Source organism: Pseudoalteromonas aliena SW19 (assembly GCF_014905615.1).
GTDB classification, from domain to species: Bacteria; Pseudomonadota; Gammaproteobacteria; order Enterobacterales; family Alteromonadaceae; genus Pseudoalteromonas; species Pseudoalteromonas aliena.
Window position 1 is genome coordinate 130,086 of the sequence record NZ_AQGU01000026.1, and the last position, 21,475, is coordinate 151,560.

13 protein-coding genes are annotated in these 21,475 nt (G+C 37.5%); 9 read left to right on the forward strand and 4 right to left on the reverse strand.

What is annotated here, in order from left to right; translation table 11 throughout:
- The first annotated feature begins 285 nt into the window (after window positions 1–285).
- The 4 genes from PALI_RS11835 to PALI_RS11850 all read left to right on the forward strand — a co-directional run bounded on the left by PALI_RS11835 (window position 286) and on the right by PALI_RS11850 (window position 5,819).
- Window positions 286–2,421 (forward strand): M3 family metallopeptidase, encoded by a 2,136-nt coding sequence (locus PALI_RS11835; RefSeq protein WP_193155980.1) that lies wholly within the window; start codon window positions 286–288, stop codon window positions 2,419–2,421.
- 109 nt (window positions 2,422–2,530) lie between these two features.
- Complete coding sequence (locus PALI_RS11840) at window positions 2,531–3,376, forward strand: carboxylate/amino acid/amine transporter (RefSeq protein ID WP_193155981.1); 846 nt, start codon at window positions 2,531–2,533, stop codon at window positions 3,374–3,376.
- A gap of 340 nt (window positions 3,377–3,716) precedes the next feature.
- A complete protein-coding gene (locus PALI_RS11845; RefSeq protein ID WP_193155982.1) occupies window positions 3,717–5,012 on the forward strand; it encodes a glycerophosphodiester phosphodiesterase family protein in 1,296 nt (431 codons plus the stop codon).
- Between the two features lie 72 nt (window positions 5,013–5,084).
- Entirely contained in the window at window positions 5,085–5,819 is a 735-nt protein-coding gene (locus PALI_RS11850) for a dienelactone hydrolase family protein (RefSeq protein ID WP_193155983.1), read from the forward strand.
- 21 nt (window positions 5,820–5,840) lie between these two features.
- On the opposite strand, the gene PALI_RS11855 is transcribed toward PALI_RS11850, so the two are convergent.
- On the reverse strand, window positions 5,841–6,764 hold the full coding sequence (locus PALI_RS11855) for a LysR family transcriptional regulator (RefSeq protein WP_193155984.1): 924 nt from the start codon (window positions 6,762–6,764) through the stop codon (window positions 5,841–5,843).
- Between the two features lie 156 nt (window positions 6,765–6,920).
- On the opposite strand from PALI_RS11855, the gene PALI_RS11860 reads away from it, so the two are divergent.
- The 5 genes from PALI_RS11860 to PALI_RS11880 all read left to right on the forward strand — a co-directional run bounded on the left by PALI_RS11860 (window position 6,921) and on the right by PALI_RS11880 (window position 13,922).
- Window positions 6,921–7,604 carry a type 1 glutamine amidotransferase domain-containing protein gene (locus PALI_RS11860; protein ID WP_138586717.1) on the forward strand — a complete coding sequence of 228 codons (684 nt, stop codon included), beginning with the start codon at window positions 6,921–6,923 and terminating at the stop codon, window positions 7,602–7,604.
- A 115-nt stretch (window positions 7,605–7,719) separates the two neighbouring features.
- A complete protein-coding gene (locus PALI_RS11865) occupies window positions 7,720–8,301 on the forward strand; it encodes a rhomboid family intramembrane serine protease (RefSeq protein ID WP_182703313.1) in 582 nt (193 codons plus the stop codon).
- 48 nt (window positions 8,302–8,349) lie between these two features.
- Window positions 8,350–9,192 carry a glutathione-dependent disulfide-bond oxidoreductase gene (gene yghU, locus PALI_RS11870; protein WP_193155985.1) on the forward strand — a complete coding sequence of 281 codons (843 nt, stop codon included), beginning with the start codon at window positions 8,350–8,352 and terminating at the stop codon, window positions 9,190–9,192.
- A gap of 189 nt (window positions 9,193–9,381) precedes the next feature.
- The gene (locus PALI_RS11875; protein WP_193155986.1) at window positions 9,382–10,596 is read left to right on the forward strand and encodes an ABC transporter substrate-binding protein; all 1,215 of its coding nucleotides are present in this window, start codon (window positions 9,382–9,384) and stop codon (window positions 10,594–10,596) included.
- A gap of 20 nt (window positions 10,597–10,616) precedes the next feature.
- Entirely contained in the window at window positions 10,617–13,922 is a 3,306-nt protein-coding gene (locus PALI_RS11880) for a PAS domain-containing hybrid sensor histidine kinase/response regulator (RefSeq protein WP_193155987.1), read from the forward strand.
- A 356-nt stretch (window positions 13,923–14,278) separates the two neighbouring features.
- Here PALI_RS11880 and PALI_RS11885 read toward each other — a convergent pair whose 3' ends face one another.
- Genes PALI_RS11885 through PALI_RS11895 form a run of 3 tightly spaced genes read right to left on the reverse strand, consistent with a single transcriptional unit; the run spans window position 14,279 to window position 21,457 of the window.
- A complete protein-coding gene (locus PALI_RS11885; RefSeq protein ID WP_193155988.1) occupies window positions 14,279–15,427 on the reverse strand; it encodes a hypothetical protein in 1,149 nt (382 codons plus the stop codon).
- On the reverse strand, window positions 15,420–18,191 hold the full coding sequence (locus PALI_RS11890; RefSeq protein ID WP_193155989.1) for an AAA family ATPase: 2,772 nt from the start codon (window positions 18,189–18,191) through the stop codon (window positions 15,420–15,422). Before PALI_RS11890 ends, PALI_RS11885 begins: the two co-directional genes overlap by 8 nt.
- Entirely contained in the window at window positions 18,191–21,457 is a 3,267-nt protein-coding gene (locus PALI_RS11895) for a type I restriction endonuclease subunit R (protein WP_193155990.1), read from the reverse strand. The genes PALI_RS11890 and PALI_RS11895 overlap by 1 nt, the downstream gene beginning before the upstream one ends.
- Between the last annotated feature and the right edge of the window lie 18 nt (window positions 21,458–21,475).

Consider the following 21,475-nt stretch of genomic DNA (forward strand, 5'->3'; position numbering starts at 1 on the left):
GTTAATAAGTTCAATATATGCTTTATGTACAATTTATTAACTCTTTATGACTTTAGCCGCAGTTAACTCCTAATACACAAACAACCTCCTTTTTTATATTTTAAAGTAGCTCAAATAATATTATTTAGGGCTGCTTTACCCTCTAAATGCTCATTATTAGTTAATTTGCGCCCAAATAGCGCTTAATACCGATAAACTTTATTGTATATAAATCAAAATTTGATAAGTTAGCTGTGTTTTTCAACTCGCAAAGCCTATTCCGGCTAATCTTTCTATGGAGTTATTATGCGTAAGACACTGATCGCCACTACTATTGCTAGTACCCTATTACTATCTGCCTGTTCATCAGATGAAACAAAAAACACGGCAAAAGAAGACACTGCACAAGTGCAAGACATTAACGCAAACAATGTTTTATTTAAACCAAGCCCATTACAGTACATGGCCCCTGAGTTTAATAAGTTTGGCACTAAAGATTACGAAGCTGCATTCGATGCAGGCATTGCACAACACACAGCGCAAATTCAAGCTATCGCTAATAACTCAGCTCCAGTAACATTTGAAAACACATTAGTTGAAATGGAGCTGTCAGGCGAGTTATTGAATCGTGTATCAGCCGCATTTTATAACTTATCTGGCTTGATCTCAGATGATGAGTACCAACGCATTGATGAAAAAATGGCGCCTGTATTATCGGCTCACTCAGATGATATTTATTTAAATAGTGCATTATTTAAACGCGTACAAACAATTTACGACAACCAAGATAAATTGAACGCAGAAGATCAACGCTTAGTTGATTTTTACTACAAGCAGTTTGTAAAAGCAGGTGCTAAATTAAACGATGCTGAAAAAGCTAAAATGCGTGAAATAAACTCAGAGCTAGCTCAGCTATCGACTGCGTTTTCACAGAACATTTTAAAATCGTACAAAGAAGACGTTATTGTCGTTACTGATAAGAGCAAATTAGCGGGTCTTTCTGAAGGTGAAATTGCCGGTCTTGCAGCTTCTGCTAAAAAAGCGGGCAAAGACGGCTACATGATCACGCTAGTAAATACAACGCAACAGCCAATTTTAAGCAGCCTTGAAAACCGCGATTTACGTGAGCAAGTTTTTAAAGCTTCTGCAAACCGTGCTGCAAAAACTAACGGCCCTATCATTATCAAAGAAACCAACCTACGCGCTCAAAAAGCTGAGCTTTTAGGCTATAAAGATTGGGCTTCTTATGTAATGACATCACGTATGGCGCAAACCACTGATAACGTATATGGCATTTTAGATGATCTTGCACCGAAAGCAGTTGAAAAAGCGAAAATAGAAGCTGCCGCCATTCAAAAAGTAATTAACGATTCTGGCGAAAGCTTTGAGCTTAAACCATGGGATTGGACTTTTTATGCTGAAAAAGTACGAGCAGAAAAGTACAACTTAGACCCAGCCCTTGTTAAACCATACTTTGAAATGCAGTCGGTAATTCACGACGGTTTATTCTTCGCAATGAATAAACTTTACGGCATTACATTTAAAGAGCGTAAAGACCTGCCTGTTTATCATGAAGACGTAACTGTGTATGAAGTATTTAACGCTGATAACAGTGCCATTGGCTTATTTTACTTAGACCCTTACGCACGTGAAGGTAAACGTGGCGGTGCATGGATGAGTGCATACGTAAGCGAAAGTGGCTTAAAAGGCACTAAACCGGTTATTTATAATGCGCAAAACATTCCAAAACCTGCTGCAGGCGAACCTACGCTAATGACGTTTGACGAAGTGTCTACTATGTTCCATGAATTTGGTCATGCTGCACACGGTTTATTCTCAGATGTTAAATACCCAAGCTTAGCGGGTACTGCAACGGCGCGTGACTTTGTTGAATTTCCGTCGCAAGCAAACGAAGATTGGATGATTGAACCAACGGTACTTGCTAACTACGCTAAGCATTACAAAACGGGTGAACCAATTCCAAAAGCGTTACTTGATAAAGTGCTTGAATCGCAAAAATTCAACCAAGGTTACGGTACTACTGAGTATTTAGCTGCTGCATTGCTTGATATGGAATGGCATTCATTTGGTTCTGATGAAAAAGTAACTGACGTTCAAACCTTTGAGCAAGATGCATTAGAAAAACACGGTATTGCTTACTACCCTGTACCACCGCGTTATAAGTCAAACTTCTTTAGCCATACATTCGCAGGCGGTTATTCAGCTGGTTACTATGCGTATCTTTGGACTGAAGTATTTGCAGCAGATGCTTTTGCACATATGGAAAATAACGGCGGCTTAACACGTAAAAATGGTGATAAGTTCCGTAAAGAAATCCTATCAAAAGGTAATAGCCGCGACTTAATGCAAAGCTATATTGAGTTTAGAGGTCAAAAACCAACAACCGACGCACTACTTAAGCGCCGTGGTTTAGTTGAATAATTAATAATTTAGTTATTCTCTTATAAAAGCCCGCTTGCGGGCTTTTATTGTTTATAGATCAATATATAACAGATAAACTGCTGTCATTAATTATTTAAAGATGATGACTATGCGGTACTTATTTGCAGTAACTTTACTTTGGGCATTTTCGTTTAGTTTAATTGGCGTGTATTTAGCAGGTCAGGTTGATGCATGGTTTAGCGTATTAATACGCATCGCACTGGCAACATTAATCTTTTTGCCTTTTTTAAAGTTTAAGCAAACTCCTAGGCCGCAAGCGTTAAAGCTCATGCTGATTGGCGCCATACAACTTGGTGTTATGTATAGCTTTTACTATCACTCCTTTTTATTTTTAAGCGTTCCCGAAGTACTGCTATTTACAGTAATGACTCCTTTGTACATTACTCTGCTAAATGATGCATTAAACAAACATTTTAACCCGCGCTTTTTTATAGTCGCACTTATTGCTGTAATCGGTGCAATTACCATTCGTTACGAAAATCTAAATAGCAATTTCATAATCGGCTTATTATTAGTTCAAGGTGCGAATATAAGTTTTGCTGTAGGCCAAGTAACCTACAAACGCTTAATGCAAAACAAACAGCTTGACGATAAAACTGTATTTGGCTGGTTTTTTATCGGCGCATTAATTGTCGCCAGTGTGTGTTATGCCTTATTTGGCAACGCAAATAAGCTGCCAAGCACATCAACACAATGGGGCATACTTGTTTATTTAGGCGTTGTAGCATCTGGCCTTGGTTACTTTATGTGGAATAAAGGCGCAACGCTTGTCAATGTGGGTGCACTGGCTGTTATGAATAATTTACTCATTCCGGCTGGTATTATAGTTAATGTGCTTATTTGGAACCGAGACGCTGATATCCTCCGGCTAAGCATTGGAGCAGCTATAATGTTAGGCGCATTATTAGTGAATCAAATTTTTAGGGCCTGTTGACCTTTCAGGATTAAAATTCGTTCAATCTAGGGGCGATTTAATCGCGGCGTGAGGTTTGTAACCTAGTGGGCTAAGTAAAAACCGAGTAACAAAGAGTTAATTGCCCCTAGGCAGAACCCAAGGGCAGCGCATGTTTGGCATTTATGCTGCGTTATCGCCTATTTATGGGGAATAACCACACACCATAGGCTCTGCCTTGCCTAAATACCAAACACACTGCTGCAAATTTAACCTCGAAAGATAAACAGGCCCTAATAAAAACGTAAATTAATAAGCTTGTAGCTAAGTTGTCATTAATAACCATTAAAATAATAAAAATTTTACTTTTTAAGGATAAACAATGAAGTGCATTACCTTGCTTGCGAGTTGCCTGTTTTTGAGTACACTTGCTGGCTGCAATAACAATGAAAAAATAATAGAAAAACAAGTTACTGTTACCAATGATCAAGTTGAAGAAGTCGCTAATAAAGGAAAAATTCAACTCGGTACTCGCCCTGACTATTTAATTAATGATATGGCACCCAGTGCACTAAAAACAAAATTAGCATCATGTAATGAAGGGCCTTTTTATCGTACCGACTTTTCAATAGGTCATCGTGGTGCGCCAATGCAATACCCTGAACATACTAAGGAGGCGTACGTTGCCGCCGCTAGAATGGGCGCTGGCATTATTGAATGTGATGTCACATTTACAAACGATAAAGAGCTTGTGTGTCGCCATTCTCAATGCGACTTACACACCACAACTAATATTTTAGCCATTCCTGAACTAGCAGCTAAATGCAGTGTGCCATTTACACCAGCCGACCCTGCTAATAGTATTGCCGCTTCTGCTAAATGTTGTACCAGCGACATAAGCTTAGCGGAGTTTTTAACCCTTGAAGGTAAAATGGATGGCGCTAATACCAGTGCGACAACGGTTGCCGATTACATGGATGGCACGCCAAGTTGGCGCACCGACTTATACGCCACCAGCGGTACACTATTAACTCATAAGCAAAGTATTACGCTATTTAAAGAGTTGGGTGTAAAAATGACCCCAGAGCTTAAATCGCCACAAGTTAGCATGCCTTTTGATGGGATGACGCAAACACAGTACGCGCAAAAAATGATCGATGAATATACACAAATGGATGTCCCTGCTAATCGTGTTTATCCGCAATCATTTAATCTAGCCGATGTGAAATATTGGATTAATTCAAACCCTGAATTTGCGGCGCAAAGTGTTTACTTAGATGGTCGTGATAGCGATGCTGGTTTCGACCCAAATAATGCAGATACATGGCAGCCAAGCATGGAACAACTTTTTGCTGATGGCGTTAAAATTATAGCGCCGCCTATGTGGATGCTTTTAACAATTGATAACGATAACAACATTACACCTTCGCAATACGCAATTGACGCTAAAGCGGCGGGGCTTAATATTATTGCATGGAGCCTTGAGCGCTCAGGCCCACTAAATGAAGGTGGCGGTTATTACTATCAGTCAATTGCTGACGTTATAAATAACGATGGCGACATGATGACCGTTGTTGATGTACTGGCACAAGATGTAGGCGTAATGGGAATATTCTCAGACTGGCCCGCAACAGTAAGCTACTACGCAAGCTGCACTAAAATGCCTGTTAGTATTTAAATACTCGACAACAAAAGTCGTTTATTTTATCGCGCTCGGTTACCATATACTTTTATATAACTGAGCGCTTTTATGATTGTTCAACACCATACCGCAGACTTGCCAACGCCAACAGGCCTGATGCGCACCACTGTTTACCGTCCTCAGACGCAAGGACAGTTCCCTGCACTTATTTTTTATTCTGAAATTTTTCAACAAACGGCCCCTATTGCACGCAGCGCAGCTATTTTAGCAAGCCATGGCTTTGTAGTCTTAGTACCTGAAGTGTTTCATGAGTTAAATCCTATAGGTACAGTGCTCGCTTACGATGATGCAGGTAAGGATAAAGGCAACGCTGATAAATGGGCAAAGCCACTTGAGCATCACGATAGCGACACACAAACCCTAATCGACTTTATTAGATTACAAAGCTATTGCACAGGAACCGTCGGCACTATGGGCGTATGTATTGGCGGACATTTAGCTTATAGAGCGGCGCTAAATCCTGAAATTAAAGCGGCATTTTGTTTATACGCAACCGATATTCACAGCGATATATTACCTGCACAGCCTGGAAATAACTCATTAGAGCGTATGGCTGATATACAAGGTGAAATTCACTTTATATGGGGTAAACAAGACCCACATGTACCGCAAGAAGGTCGTACAAAAATTTATCAGCAATGTGTAACTACAGCTATTAATTACCAATGGCAAGAAGTTAATGCGCAACATGCCTTTATGCGTGATGAAGGCGAGCGATACGACGCTGCCCTTGCAATTAATATGTATCAACAAGCGGTGGCATTATTTAACCGTACTTTATAAATGTTTTAAAAACGAAAATAATTAAACGCTTTTCAGCATACCTAAAGCGGTATGCTGTTTTACAAAATAGGCTTTTAAGTAATCAATAAATAACCGTAGCTTTTTAGAGCCCGCTGCTCCTGGCGGAAATACCCCGTACAGTTCAATATCTTTGCTTTTATAATCATCTAATACAATTTCAAGCAACCCTGCTTGTACTTTTGGCCAGGCATCATAAAGCGGTATACGGCCAATGCCATGCCCGGCTTCGACAAAAGCGGTACGCGCAGCGGCGTTATTAGTACTTAAACCACCTTGCATTATGATGTCGTGTTTTTTTCCATCTTTTTGAAGTGTTAATGTTTTACTACCCAATTGATAAACCACCCATTGATGCTCTGCCAATTCTAAAGGCGTTTTAGGTTTACCAAAATGAGCAAAATAATCTGGCGCACCACAAATGCATGTGCTCATTGTCGTCAGCTTAGTTGCTTGTAAATTAGAGTCACTCAGCGCCACCCCTCTAATAGCAAAATCAAAGCCATTTTTAATAATATCAATAACGTCGTCGGTAAGTTGTAAATCTATTTGAATTTTAGGGTATTGGCGCTTAAAGGTATTTATTGCCGGCACAATTAGCTGCATTCCTACATTTACAGGGCAGCTAATTTTAAGCAAACCTTGTGGTTCACTTTTTATATTCTCTATTTGCTGATTAGCTGCGTTAGCCTGTTCGGTAATGATTCTACAGCGCTCATAATAAGCAATACCCGCCTCAGTAAGCGCCATAGTACGAGTTGAGCGATTTAATAAAGTAACCTCAAGCTGGGTTTCAAGTTTTTTTAAGTGATAACTTGCCACGGCTCGCGTAAGCCCTAATTGCTTTGCAGCAGCGGTTAAGCTGCCCTGCTCTACAATTTGCGCAAATACAACCATGCTTTTTAATTGCTCAAACGAGACTTTCATAAACGCTCCGTAGCGTATTTAAAATTCAACCTCTTTATTGTATCAATTATTAAACCAATAAAGTTAAATTTATCATCGTTGTTTAAAGCGGTGTTAGTGCATATAGTAGTTGGTAAGCAAGATTAACTAATTCAAATCATCAGAAGGATACATTTAATGTCTAAAAAAATACTTATGGTTCTTACATCTCACGCAGAGCTTGGTAACACTGGCGAAAAAACTGGTTTTTGGGTAGAAGAATTTGCAGCCCCGTACTACGCATTCATTGATGCAGGTGTTGAAGTAACCTTAGCGTCTCCAGCTGGTGGCCAACCACCCATTGATCCGACAAGTACGCTTGCTGATTTCCAAACAGATGCAACTAAACGTTACGACGCAGATAGCGCAGCACAAACATTAATGGCAAACACTAAAGTGTTGAGTGAAGTAAATTCAAGCGACTTTGATGCCGTATTTTACCCAGGTGGCCACGGCCCATTATGGGATTTGGTTGATAACACTGATTCAATTTCACTTATCGAAAGCTTTATAAAAGAGCAAAAACCAGTGGCTGCGGTATGCCATGCAAGTGCGGCATTTTTAAATGTTAAAGATATTGATGGTAATGCATTAGTTGCGGGTAAAAAAGTAACTGGTTTTACTAACTCTGAAGAAGCAGCAGTGCAGCTTACCGACATAGTGCCATTTTTAGTTGAAGACGAGCTAATTAAAAAAGGTGGCGATTACCAAAAAACTGAAGACTGGGGCGTACTTGCACTAGAAGATGGTTTAGTAATCACAGGCCAAAATCCTGCAAGTTCTGAACTCGCCGCTAAAAAGCTACTAACCAAACTTGGTTAATAGCCAGTAGTAATTAAAAAAAGCACAGCATTTTTATGCTGTGCTTTTTTAATTGCTTTTAATTACTAAATACAATTCCTATACTGGCAACTCTTAAGTTAACTAGAGCAATTATATGCAAACCAAGCCAACCACCCTGTCGTTGCTAACCAGTACGCGTTTCGCAATTTTTAGCGTCGTTACTATTTGCTTTGTATTACAAGTGATCAATAGTCTACCCGGAATTAACTTAAATGGGCTAGGTATATATCCACGCAGTATCCAAGGTTTAATTGGCATACTGTGCGCCCCCTTTTTACATGGTAGCTGGTGGCACTTCGCTAGCAACATGGTCCCATTTGTAGTGTTAAGTTGGCTAATTTGCCAATACAGCGTTAAGCGTTTTTACAATGTATTTATTTTTACAGCGTGTGTAGGCGGGTTGTTAGTGTGGATATTTGGCCGCAGTAATATTCATGTCGGTTTAAGCGGCGTTATATATGGCCTGTGGGGCTTTATACTTTGCTACGGAGTTATCAGGCGCTCACTAAAATCAATCATTATTGCCGTTGTAGTTGCCGTACTTTATAGCGGTTTTATATGGGGCGTTTTACCACAACGTTTTCATGTATCGTTCGAAAGTCATTTATTTGGAGCGTTAAGCGGAATCCTTTTAGGTTTTAAATTAGCAAAAGCCGATAAATTTAAAGATCGATAAATTAAACAGACCACCTTTAAACAATTTTATCTAACAGAGAGGTTATTTATGAGTGAGCAAAATGATTATATACCACCAAAAGTATGGACGTGGGACAGCGAAAGTGGCGGAAAATTTGCCAGTATTAACCGCCCAATTGCGGGCGCGACTCATGATAAAACCTTACCTATTGGCGAGCACGTATTTCAGCTTTATTCCCTTGCGACACCTAATGGTCAAAAAGCCACTATTATGTTTGAAGAGCTTTTAGAGCTTGGTTTAACGAATGCCGAGTACGACGCATACCTCATTAACATCGGTGATGGCGATCAATTCGGATCTGACTTTGTTGATATTAATCCAAATTCAAAAATTCCAGCGCTTATGGATCATTCAACCACGCCACCGACTCGCATTTTTGAATCAGGCTCTATTTTACAGTACCTTAGCGAAAAATTTGATGTGCTCACCCCTAAAGATTTGAAAGCTAAAACGCAGTGTCGTAACTGGCTATTTTGGCAAATGGGCTCTGCGCCTTATTTAGGTGGCGGGTTTGGTCACTTTTACAGTTATGCACCAAGCAAAATGCAATATCCCATTGACCGCTTTACTATGGAAACGAAACGCCAACTTGATGTATTAAATCGTCACTTAGGTGACAATGATTATATGGCAGGTGATGAGTACTCTATTGCTGATATCGCAATTTGGCCGTGGTACGGCTCATTAGTGCTTGGCGATTTGTACGATGCAGCTGAATTTTTAGATGTTGCTTCATACACTCACGTTGTTCGCTGGGCTAAACAAATATCAGAGCGCCCCGCTGTAAAACGAGGGCGTCGTGTTAATCGCACATGGGGTCCTGAAGAAGAACAAATGGTAGAGCGCCACAACCCAAGCGACTTTAAATAAGCTTAGCATTTCAAAAGGAACCCGTTTTAATACGGGTTCTTTTTATTCACATAAGCATTAAATAAATGCGCCTATTACTCAATACTAATTTATCGTTTTTCATTTATACCAAAATCATTTCTTTTAAAACGGGAAAATAATCAAAAAATACGCTAACTTTACAACAAATTACTAACATAAAGTTTCTCTATGCGTATCACCACTTTACTTGCCTTATTAAGCCTTTTATTTACCTTGCCATTTGAACTAAGCGCAAATACGCAAAGTGTTAAAACACTCACCATTTATCATGACTCTGACTATTCAAACCATAACGAATCTGCTTATGCGATGAAAATGGGGGCACTTACTGCGCTTGCTGAAGTTGATTATAGTGCCCAAAACTACCAAATAAATATTGTCGAAAAAGATAACAGAGGTAACTCTAATCGCAGCTTATTACATATGCGACAATTTTTAAAAGACCCAAATGCGCTGGTTTTTTTAGGCGGATTGCATTCACCACCTTATATTAAAAATAGAGATTTTATAAATAAAAACGAACTGTTACTTTTGGTGCCATGGGCAGCAGGTGGGCCTATTACACGCTACCCAAGCGATAAAAACTGGGTATTTAGACTCTCTGTTGACGATACAAAAGCAGGATACAGAATGGTCCAATATGCAACCAACACCTTAAACTGCAAAAACCCACAACTATTATTAGAAAATACGCCATGGGGGAAATCTAACTACAACTCAATAATAAAAGCAATTGGAGACAAAGACACTAAAGTAGATTGGTTTAACTGGAACACTAAAATAAACAGTGCAAAAATAATTTTACGCAAAATAATAAATGATCAAGCAGATTGTATTTTGTTTGTTGGCAATGCAATTGAAGGCGCTGAAATAATTCGTGCTATGGAGAGCTTTGAAGCAAGTGAACGCCTACCCATTGTCAGCCACTGGGGGATTACGGGTGGGGATTTTTTTAGTAAAGTAAAAACAGCCTTGCAGTCAAATCTAAACTTACACTTTATTCAAAGCTGCTTTTCTTTTTTAAAAAAACCGCAAGCAACGCTTACAAAACATGTACAAGAGCAAGCAACGCTTTTATCTGTTTCTTTAGAAGAACTAGCTGCACCCGCTGGGTTTATACATGCATATGATTTAACAAAAATACTTCTTCAAGCTATTTCGCAAATCACTCTTACGGATAATGTCAGTAATAATAGAGCAAACATAAAAGTAGCATTAGAGAATATAAACAAACCTGTAAATGGTTTAATTAAAGAATATAAACAGCCTTTTAGTACTTGGACTACAAGCAATACTGATGCCCATGAGGCGCTAGGAGTTGATGATTTATGTATGGCCAATTATAAAACCGATGGCAGCATATATGTGATAAAAAATAACTAAAGGAAGAGGTATAACGACATATGCTTAGCAAATTTAGTAAAAAAATTAAGCTTAATACTAATTATGCTTTTTATACTTTTTTGGCTTTAAGTCTTTTATTTTCAATAGGTATAAGCCTTGTACTTGTTGGTAGCCGCGCTGAGGATACAATTCGAAACTTACAAAGTGAAAGTATTGAAATGGAGTCAGAGCTTACAACGAGCTACTTAACACTCTTTATTGAAACAAGAGAGCAAATTCTTAAAGATCTGGCCAAGCAACCAATACTTACAACGTCAACTATGGGCTCAGAGACATCAAAAGCGATCATGCTGGATTATTTATTTGAGTATAAAATTTTAGGTAAAATAGAAAGCATTGCTATTGTTAATATACTTCAGGAAGTTGTTTACAGTAATGACACTTCGCTAGCGAAAATAATTTCATTAGCGCCCAATTGGTTATCGGGTATTCTCGAAGACAAACTAGACACGGCCATAATCCTGAATCAAACGAGTAAAAATGATTTATTTATCATGGCAGTACCTATTAAATATAACGGCCTTAGTGAAGGTGCGTTAATTATTCAATTTAATACCCCATTGGTAGAGCTATTACCTGCAAAGTTTAAAGTTGATAGCCATAGTTTTACCTTACAGGGGCCGTGGGTGTCCTTTTCAAACTTACGAGAAAATGAAGACTATATAAATATTAATCATAAGCAGATTGGCTCAACAGATATTAAACTTGAGTATTTTACAACAAGTACGTTACTGACAAATAAAGTAGCCAGCTTTATGAAAGATATTGCTGTAGCCCTTGTTTTTAGCCTGTTAATTTCTTCAACTATATTGCTAATGTTTGGACGACATTTACTACTCAACCCTTTTAAACTCTTAGAATCATCTCGAAAAGCAATTAAATTAAGCGAAGCCCGTTATGAACTGGCAGTGAAAGGCAGTAATGATGGTATATGGGATTGGGATATTGTATCAACGAAGATGTATTTTTCACCACGTATTAAAGCGCTCCTTGGTTATCAAGATAGTGATGAACTACCAAACAAGGCAGACTCTTTTTTTGAGCTTGTACACCCTGACGATATTTGTGAGCACAATAAACGCCTAACAGCTCACTTAAAAAATAGTACACCTTATGATATTGAATACCGGTTAAAAACAAAATCGGGGCTATACCGCTACTATCGAGTAAAAGGAATGGCACTCAGAGATAAAAATAATTTTGCAATAAGAATGGCGGGGTCAATTACGGATGTTACCGAACAAAAAGCATCTCAAGACGCGTTAAAAAAAGCGAAAGAGCAAAATGATTTACTCGCTCATGCTATAGAGTCATGTAATGTAGGTATCTCGATTGCCGACGCTAAAGTGCAAGGGCTTCCTTTAGTTTTTGTTAATACTGCTTTTGAAAATATAACCGGCTATAAAAAGCACGAAATGCTTGGAGTCAATTGCAAAATATTGCAAGGACCTGAAACAAGTAAAAAATCAATTTCTACTCTTAAACATGCAATACAAGCACTCAAAACGCAAAGGATAGAAATATTAAACTATAAAAAAGATGGCACTGCATTTTGGAATAGTTTGCAAATATCTCCCGTATTTGATGAGTATTCCAACCTCACAGCATTTGTAGGGATACAACAAGATATAACAAAACGTATTGCTGCTAACGATTCATTAATTGAAGCAAAAGCGCTGGCTGAGCAAGCAAGTATCGTTAAAAGTGAGTTTTTAGCTTCAATGAGCCATGAAATACGTACCCCTATAAATGGGGTTTTGGGGATGTTAAATTTTCTACTAGATAGCCCATTAAAGCCGACTCAGCAAGAGCATGCACGTATTGCGGTTAACAGCGCGAATTTTTTATTAAATATAATTAACGATATTTTAGATTTTTCAAAAGTGGATGCCGGTAAGCTTGAACTGGAAGAGCTCCAATTTAACGTGCGCGACGTACTTGACGATTTTATTGAAACATCAGCAATACAAGCCTATCAAAAAAACATTGAACTGGTTTTAGATACGACTAACATTGAGACCCGCTATGTAATTGGCGACTCTGGACGCCTTAAGCAAATACTCGTCAACCTTGTTAATAACGCGCTTAAATTTACCGAGAAAGGCGAAGTAACAATAATAGCTAAACTATTGCCAATTAATACAACTGAAATGCGCTTTTACTGCCAAGTAAAAGACACCGGCATTGGTATAACGGCTGATCAACAAACAAAGCTTTTTAAATCATTCTCTCAGGTTGATTCATCCACCACACGTAAATACGGTGGAACGGGTTTAGGATTAGCAATTGTAAAAAAACTATGCCTTTTAATGGAAGGTGATATCAACGTTGAATCGCAAGAGCATCTAGGAAGTAAATTCAGCTTTGATGTAACATTTAAAAAAAGCACTAAACCAGAAAAAATCAGCCAACCGGTTAACATAACCAATAAAAACATACATATTGTGTGCAGTAATCGCAGCCTCTCTACTATGCTTGAAAGACAACTTTCACATTGGGGAGCAAATGTAACAACAAGTTCATCGACCAAGTCTGCACTTGTCAGTTACGAGCAATGTTATACCCAACCTACTCGCCCTTTTGATATTGTTATAATTGACAAAAAATTAAATGACGGCAATGGATTAGCCCTTGGTGAAAAAATAAATGCTTTAGATCATCCTCATATTTCTAAACTCGCATTAATCACAACTATAAATGAACCTGAAAGTAACGAAGTGCTAAATCAAAGTCATTTTGCTACGCAATTTCCTAAACCAATAACAACAAAAGGCCTTATTCGCATGCTTGAAGCGTGCTTACCTGAAAAAATAGATTCAGAAGGTACACGTTCACACACGCCCACCATAGGTAAAAAAGCATTACTTCCAGATGATATTATATGGGCCGAGAATATTAGAATTTTATTAACAGAAGATAATCAGGTCAATCAGATGGTTGCTTCAATCACTTTGAAAAAAATGGGCATTACTTTTGTCGATATTGCAGCCAATGGCCAAGAAGCCCTTGAATATTTAGCTCAAGCAAACACATCAAATCCATATTCACTTATTTTAATGGACTGCCAAATGCCAGTTATGGATGGTTATCAAGCCACAATATCAATAAGAAACAATGAAAAACAAAGTAAAGCAGCGCCAATTACCATTATAGCAATGACTGCAAATGCAATGACCGGCGATAAAGAAAAATGTTTAGAGTCAGGCATGAATGATTATATTTCCAAACCTATTTCCCAAGATATGCTGTTTAGCAAACTCTTAAAGTGGCTACCCTATTCTCTTAAATCGGATCAGCTGCAATAAATAAGCTATAACCATAAAAAAACCCACAACTTGATTGCTCAAGTTGCGGGTTTTTTATGGTTTTTAGACAACGAATCTAAAAACCGTTATTGGTGGAGCTGGGGGAGTCTTAACAGAGAAGCCAACCAACTGTTTTAAAAGCTGTTTAAAACTAACAATTACCATGACAGGTACTATTCATGGTACTAAAAATAAATATGATAAATAATCTCAGCAGTACAAAACACTTTACGAACCTTATAATTAACGGTCAACATTCTTTTGATGGTATATCAATTTCACATCATCAGCTCGGTAAGAAAGACAATAATAATAAATTTATGGGTTACTTCAATCACCCACTTAGGGCTTCAAAACTAAATTTTCAGCTGCCTAGCAATATCAACTTTTAATTTAGCTTTAGGCTTTCGGTTTAGTTCGGAAGATCTCAAACTCAATTCTTCGCCAAATATTGACTTTTTAACATCATCAAATGGCGTTTTGGTAAGCCTAGCAATAGTACGAATATGACTTGTTGGATATTTCTCTTTTTTACTTATTAAATCTAATATGTCTTCTTTATGTTCTTTATACCTAGCATTCAATTTAAAAACTGCTTCATACTTACCATAGCCTTTAGTTTTATTCGGTATATGGAGCTTAATTGTAAAGTCTTTAATACCTTTGACTAATGAATAGTCTACTAAGGGGTTAGAAAAACCCACTATAAATTTATTTCTTGAGCTGAAGTCAAACTTATTACAAGTAGGGCTTAATATAGAGTCTTTTATTGAAGTTACTAACCTATGTTCCCCCTTGAACTTTGAATTACAAGAATAACAACTCGGTACTAAGTTAAACAAGGATAAAGCTGACAGTGGGTTCTTACCCTTGCTTAGCACATGATCAAGAGTGAAATGAAATTTACTATCGTTAAAATTCATATATTTCAAATTCTCAAACTTGCGTGGAGTTAATGTTTCTTTTATTTTTAAAAGAAGCGCATCACCTGAATATAGATTTCTAAGCTCTACTATCTTCTTAGTATCGCTCTCTACTATGTAATATATTTTATTCAAATCACTCCGAGGAGCAGTTTGAATAAAGTCATAAACATCATGGTAATCAGCAACATCTACGAAAGGATTTATGTATTCTAAGTTACAAAAGTAGCATGTATGAATATTTAATAATTCTTTATTTTTTACGAAAAATTTAGCAATTCTTCTTTGCAGACTCCCAGCCCCCTTTCCATCATATTTAAAAATCTTTTGAACTTCTTCAAATTCTTTTTGAGCTGGATTACAACTTAAGAATGACTTATTTAGCTTTATCAAACTCTCAAAATCTAAGACTAATATTTCATCAACTTTTTTAACTATTACTTTTGAGAACTTAGGATCTTTCAATATAGTATCTAGTCTTCTTTGCATTTCATCAATGCCTGAACTAAAGACACTTTGATAATCTTCAATAAATTTTACAGATTCAGGGGAACCTACTTCAGGATACTCTATTTTAAGCATTTTCATCCGACCTTAGTAACTTAAGCTCTTGCTCCAAAGCTTTAATTTTTTCTTCCTTCAAGTTGCTTTTTATATCAGCTAGACCCAGCCTCTCAACTATTGCCATAAAATGACTTTCCATTATGGGTTTAATATATGAATCCCCCAAGCTACTAATAATATACCTAAACTTATTCGCCTCTTTGTGAAACTTCTCTTCCAATTTCTTCTTACTTTCCTCATTAGATAGGTCAGTTTGTTGTACTTCTAAATCAAAATCTAAAATACATTTAATACATCTCTCAGCAAAAGCCCCAATGGTGCTACTTACAAAAAAGCCATCATTCAGTAAGTCATGAATATTGGCCGCAAACGTTTTGGTAGTTGATTCAAAAGGTACAGATAACAACTCATATTTATTATGATGTGTTAGAAATAAAACATTACTATCTGGTATGTCTGACAATACAAATGGTGAGTGAGTAATAAAGCAGATATTTATTCCATTAATATGCTCGCTCTCATTGTCAAAACGCTTCAACGTTTTATATAGCTCATTTAGGTAAATCCGCTGTAATTCAGGGTGAAAACAGAGCTCAATTTCATCTAGAAAAATATTCACAAAATTATATTTAGCTCTTTCGGATTCAATAAGAACAGAATCTAAATTCCTCAGATGGTAGGTTAACGAATTTAAAGAATACGCTATTTGCTTTTCACCCGAGCTTAATGATGAAAATTCAGTCTCATCTTCTAAGTAAATGTGGTGATAATAAAATGATGGGGGGAGTAGGAACTCTAATTTATCTTCAGGTAGCTTGTTATGAAGATGAGCATCTCCAGATTCGTTTAATATCTCTTCAATAGCTTGAGAAACCTCTGTAATAATATATGTTTTAGCAGTTGAGTTATATAAACTAAATTTATAATGGTTAATTGCTCTTCTTAACTTTGCAACTCTATGACTAGTATCATTCCTAATTGCCTTTATAAACTTTTTGGTTTTTAAAAACTTGTACTCACCTTTAACTAAATTAAAGAATTCATAATATTTATTGTTATTCAATGTGATTAGTAATAACTTCCTTAGCAAGTAGTTCCTACCATAATCATCGAGTGTTTCTACCTTATCTTCGCATTCAAACTCTCGAAATAACTCTTTTATTAAATCACCTACAACAATATCGCTTAATTTAAGGAAGTGCCCTTCTTCATCCCTACTGTCAGCTCGTTTATACTCTCTCTTAATATCTTTTATTTTTGAATGGTTATTGCAAAGCTTAAAGCTATGAGCATGATAATCTTTTTTTTCACTTCTTTTTAAAACTCTAAAAGAGTCATCACTACCTGACGGTGATAAAAGGTTGTGGATTAACCTTGTTTTTACAAGCTCATCTTGAACATTAATATCTATGGTTCCATTTTTCCGATATGGCTCTATTACTATAGGGGTTTGATAACCATCATTTTTATGAAAAAGTTTTTCTAGCCAGTCTTTCTCATAATATCTTTGGTTTAAGCCATGTAGGGAGTAATTAACAAGTAATGAGTAAAATAAACTATCAAATTTTAGAGAGAGTAGTTCTGCCTCTTCTGACTTATAAAAAACACCTTCTCTAACTTCTTCATAAGTAATAACTCTAATATCACTACCTTTTAGCTCAAATTTGTATAACTCATCACTGTAAAAATAAAGCTCAGCAAATAATGAATCCACATAACCTAACTTTACGTCACTATTTTCAGAAAAAACTTTAAAGGCTACATTGTTAATACAAGCAATAAACAACTCTGCTAATGTACTTTTACCTGTTCCATTTTTTCCAACAATAGCACTAAAATTAAGGGTCATTGAATTCAAACTATAAATATTAAAGTCTTCTTTATATTCAATGTTCGTCATTTCATCTAAGTGAAAGTTTTTGTCTAATTTGTATAGCTGTTCCTCTGCAAGAGATTTTAAGTTTTTAGGGTTGCATCCTGTAAGAGGCTTCATAGCTAGTATTTTAAAATTATGCCGTTTAGTTTTTAAATCAGTACTTTCCTTTCCGAAATAACGCTCATACTCAGGCACATTTTCAAGCGACTTATAAGAATCTGGAGAATAAGACATCACAGCAATATCTTTATAGACTGGCGAATTTTTATATTTCAAAAGCTCTCTATAAGCCCCCCCCGTCTTTGGTTCTTTAAAACCATCAAGGTTATTATCTAAAAAACTGACTGTATTTCGATCTAAAGGAAGAAAGTTATAAGGACTAACCCAAAACATAAACATAGTTAGTAGTCTATGAGACACTCCATACCAGGTCTTTGACTTCTCAAATATTAACTCTAGGTCACAATCTTGTTCTTTTTCATAAATAGAGATAAAGGCTTCCCATATCTCCATCTGTTTATCCACATCCCGTAGTGAAAGAGAATGGATTGCTGGTGGAGCTGGGCACCCCGTATAATCAATTTCATAAAATGTAGAGGGCTGAACCTCTGACATATACACTTGCTCAATTTCATGATTTATTAAATCTATAACATTTAAGATTTTTTCAGTTCTAGCACTATCTTTTTGATTGTTTGCTGAAATAGCGGAGAAAATGTGGACAGGATCTAAGCTTCTGAGCGAAGAAAACTTCATTATCCACTTATTAGTATTAGTGAACTTTGTATCATTGCAAACCGCTTCGTAAAGTCTTCTGCTTGGGTTATTGCCTTTTCGATAAAGCCTTTGAAGAGCTTCTGATAATTTTTTATAGTTTTCAAACCAAGGGCTATTTACAAGAAGCATTATTTCTCTCCGCTCAACATATCAAATATCACCCGCGCAAATTGTTGGTTTCTTGCGGGATCTGATAGTAGCTGCATCATTTGTTCTTGGTGTGCATCACTGCTTCCTAAAATGGCGTCATCCATCGCTTGAGGGAAATCACCAAGCATAGCTTGCTCTGGGCTGTTGTTTGCAATCTGGCTCATTACAGAGGCGTTTTCAGTTAGCTTATCGCGTACTGTAATGGCGTAATTAAGCATATCTTTATTGGTTAGGTTATCTGTAATAAAAACCTCATTAAGCTTGTCGATTATTTGTGATAAAAACGCTTCTTTTTTATCCTTCGCTTTAGCACTACCCACATCATTACTTGGCTCTAGCTTATAATCAGGCGCATCTTCTTTTAGCTGTATATCTTGTTGGCGTATTTTTGATAGGCGGTAATGGCTCATTACCACGTTGTCTAAATCAAGCTCATCTTCAGTCACTACTTTTTCACGTAACAATGGCCGTAAGTGGCGGGCAAACAAGCTTAGCTTTTCAAGCTCTTTATCATCGTACTCCACCAGCTGCGACATAAACTCGTAAAAGCGGGTAAAGCTACCTAAATCCTTTTTGAATATTTCTAGACGGTCTTTTTCTTGTTTGCACTCTTTAAAGCTTGTTTCTGCGTTAGCTATTAATACAGCGTCTTCAGTCTTTTTAGTGCGTTCAAACATTTCTTTGGCTTTTATATACGCCTCAATTGCAGATGCGTAACGCTTTTGCCAACGCTCTTTAGCTGGGTGAATAATATTGCTTATCGCCGCATTAGATTTATTTTTAGTGAAAAAGGCCGCACAAAACTGCTCAACCTCAGCCCACAAAAATATACCGCTAGCACGCAGTTTTTCAAACAAATCAAAAACAATCTGAGGGTCAGTTACATCAGCAAGCTCTGCTGTTTGGTAGTAAGGCTGAAATGCTTCTAATATGTCTTCTGGGGCATTAAAGAAGTCCAGTACAAACGTGCCTGTTTCTGCTTTACTTGGGTAAGTACGATTTAGTCGCGACAGAGTTTGTACACACTCAACGCCGCCTAGCTTTTTATCTACGTACATAGCACATAGCTTTGGTTGGTCGAACCCCGTTTGAAATTTATTAGCCACCAGCATTACTTGGTAATCGTCACTATCAAAGGCTTTGCGCATATCGCGGCCTTTAAGATCAGGGTTCATATTTTTTTCAGTAAACTTTTTATCTAAAAATGCAGCACTATCAGGGTCACTTTTAGTAAACTCAACTTCGCCCGAAAATGCCACCATAGCGCGTATTGTCGAGTAACCTGTTTTTTGCTCTGCTAGGGCTTCAGCTACATACTTATCAAATGCTAACTTATAACGTACAGCCTCTTTACGTGAGCCAGTTACTACCATTGCTTTAGCTTGCCCGCCTAATAAACCCATTACGTTATCTTTAAAGTGCTCAATAATCACTTTAACTTTTTGCGATATATTATGGTCGTGTAAACGCACCCATTGGTTAAGTTTTACCGCAGCTTTTTTGCTATCAACCTCTTCATCTGCCGCTTCTATTTTTTGAGCAAGTTGGTACATCACCTTATAGTTAGTGTAATTTTTAAGTACATCTAATATAAAGCCTTCCTCTATTGCTTGGCGCATTGAATATATGTGGTACGCCACTGGCTTATTTTGTTTTGATGGAGGTAGTTCTGGGTTAGGTAATCGTCCAAACAGCTCTATTGTTTTTGCTTTAGGTGTGGCAGTAAACGCATAGTAGTTAAGGTTTGCACTACCACGGCGAGCTGCAACAGTTGCATCGAGTATATCCTCTGATGACAATTCAATGTCGTCATCAGTTTCTTCAGTCATTAGTACTTCTTTTAACTGGCGAGCTGTAGAGCCGCTTTGTGATGAATGGGCTTCATCGGCAATAACCGCATAGCTGCGCTCTTTTAAGCTGGTACTGTTTTCTATAGCACGTAATACAAACGGAAAGGTTTGAATGGTTACAATAATAATTGGCTGAGCGTTTTCAAGTGCACTGGCGAGCTTTTCTGATTTAGAACCGTCACCTTCTTTATTATTTATACGCCCTACTACACCGTCTGCATGCTCAAACTGATAAATAGTATCTTGCAGCTGATCATCAAGTACTGTTCTATCTGTTACAACAATCACTGAATGAAACTGTTTATTACCTTGCTCGTCATACAAAGTAGAAAGCTGGTGGGCTGTCCAAGCAATAGAGTTTGACTTACCTGAGCCCGCACTGTGTTGAACTAAATACTTGTTACCTGTGCCCTCTTCAATTGCAGCCTCAATAAGCTTACTTACTACATCCCACTGATGATAGCGCGGGAAAATAAGCGTTTCTTTTTTATCTTTTAGCCCTTCCCAATTCTCAAACTCTTCTATTTGCAAGTGTACAAAGCTGCCTAAAATGTTAAGCAGGTTTTTAGGCACTAATACTTCATTCCACAAGTAATCGGTTGCATAACGGCTAGTATCTTCAGGTACATCATTACCTGCACCACCTTCGCTTGTGCCTTTGTTAAAGGGTAAAAAGAAAGTGTCGTCGCCTGCAAGCTTAGTAGTCATATACACTTCGTACTGGCTTACGGCAAAATGTACTAATGCACCGCGCTTAAAGGTAAGTAGTGGCTCTGGTTTTTTAGTCGCAGGGTCTTTAGGTAAGCGGGTTTGTTTGTATTGCTTAATTGCATTTTCAACCGCTTGTTTAAATTCTGATTTAAGCTCAAGGGTTGATACGGGTAAGCCGTTTATAAATAACACTAAATCTATGCGCCAGCTTTTGGCTTTGTTACCTGTTGCAGCTAAGTGCTCAGCATTGGCATACGGGCTATACACCAATTCTTGCACTATACGACAAGTGTTTTGCTCGTAACGCGCTAAGGTTTCGGGGTTTAGGTTATGCTCTGGTTTAAATTGACATAACTCAAAACGCGCATTACGAATTTTTAAACCATGGCGTAATACACCTAATACACCATACGTGCGTGAGGCTTTATCTGTGGCGTTTATATCTGCTTTTTTAAGTTGTGCCACCAGCGCGTCTAAAAAGTGGCATTCAGGGTCATTGGGGAACACCTTACACAGCTTTTGCCACTCTTTAGGTTGGGTGTTTTTAACAAAGGTCAGCGCATCTTGCTCATACAGAGCAGTTTCGCAGTTATAGCCAGCGCCTGTGCCTTCAACCCAACCATTCGCCACCATTTGGCTAATTATGTCATCTTGAAAAATACGTTCTTGAGTTACATCATTCATGATTTTATTCTTATTTTG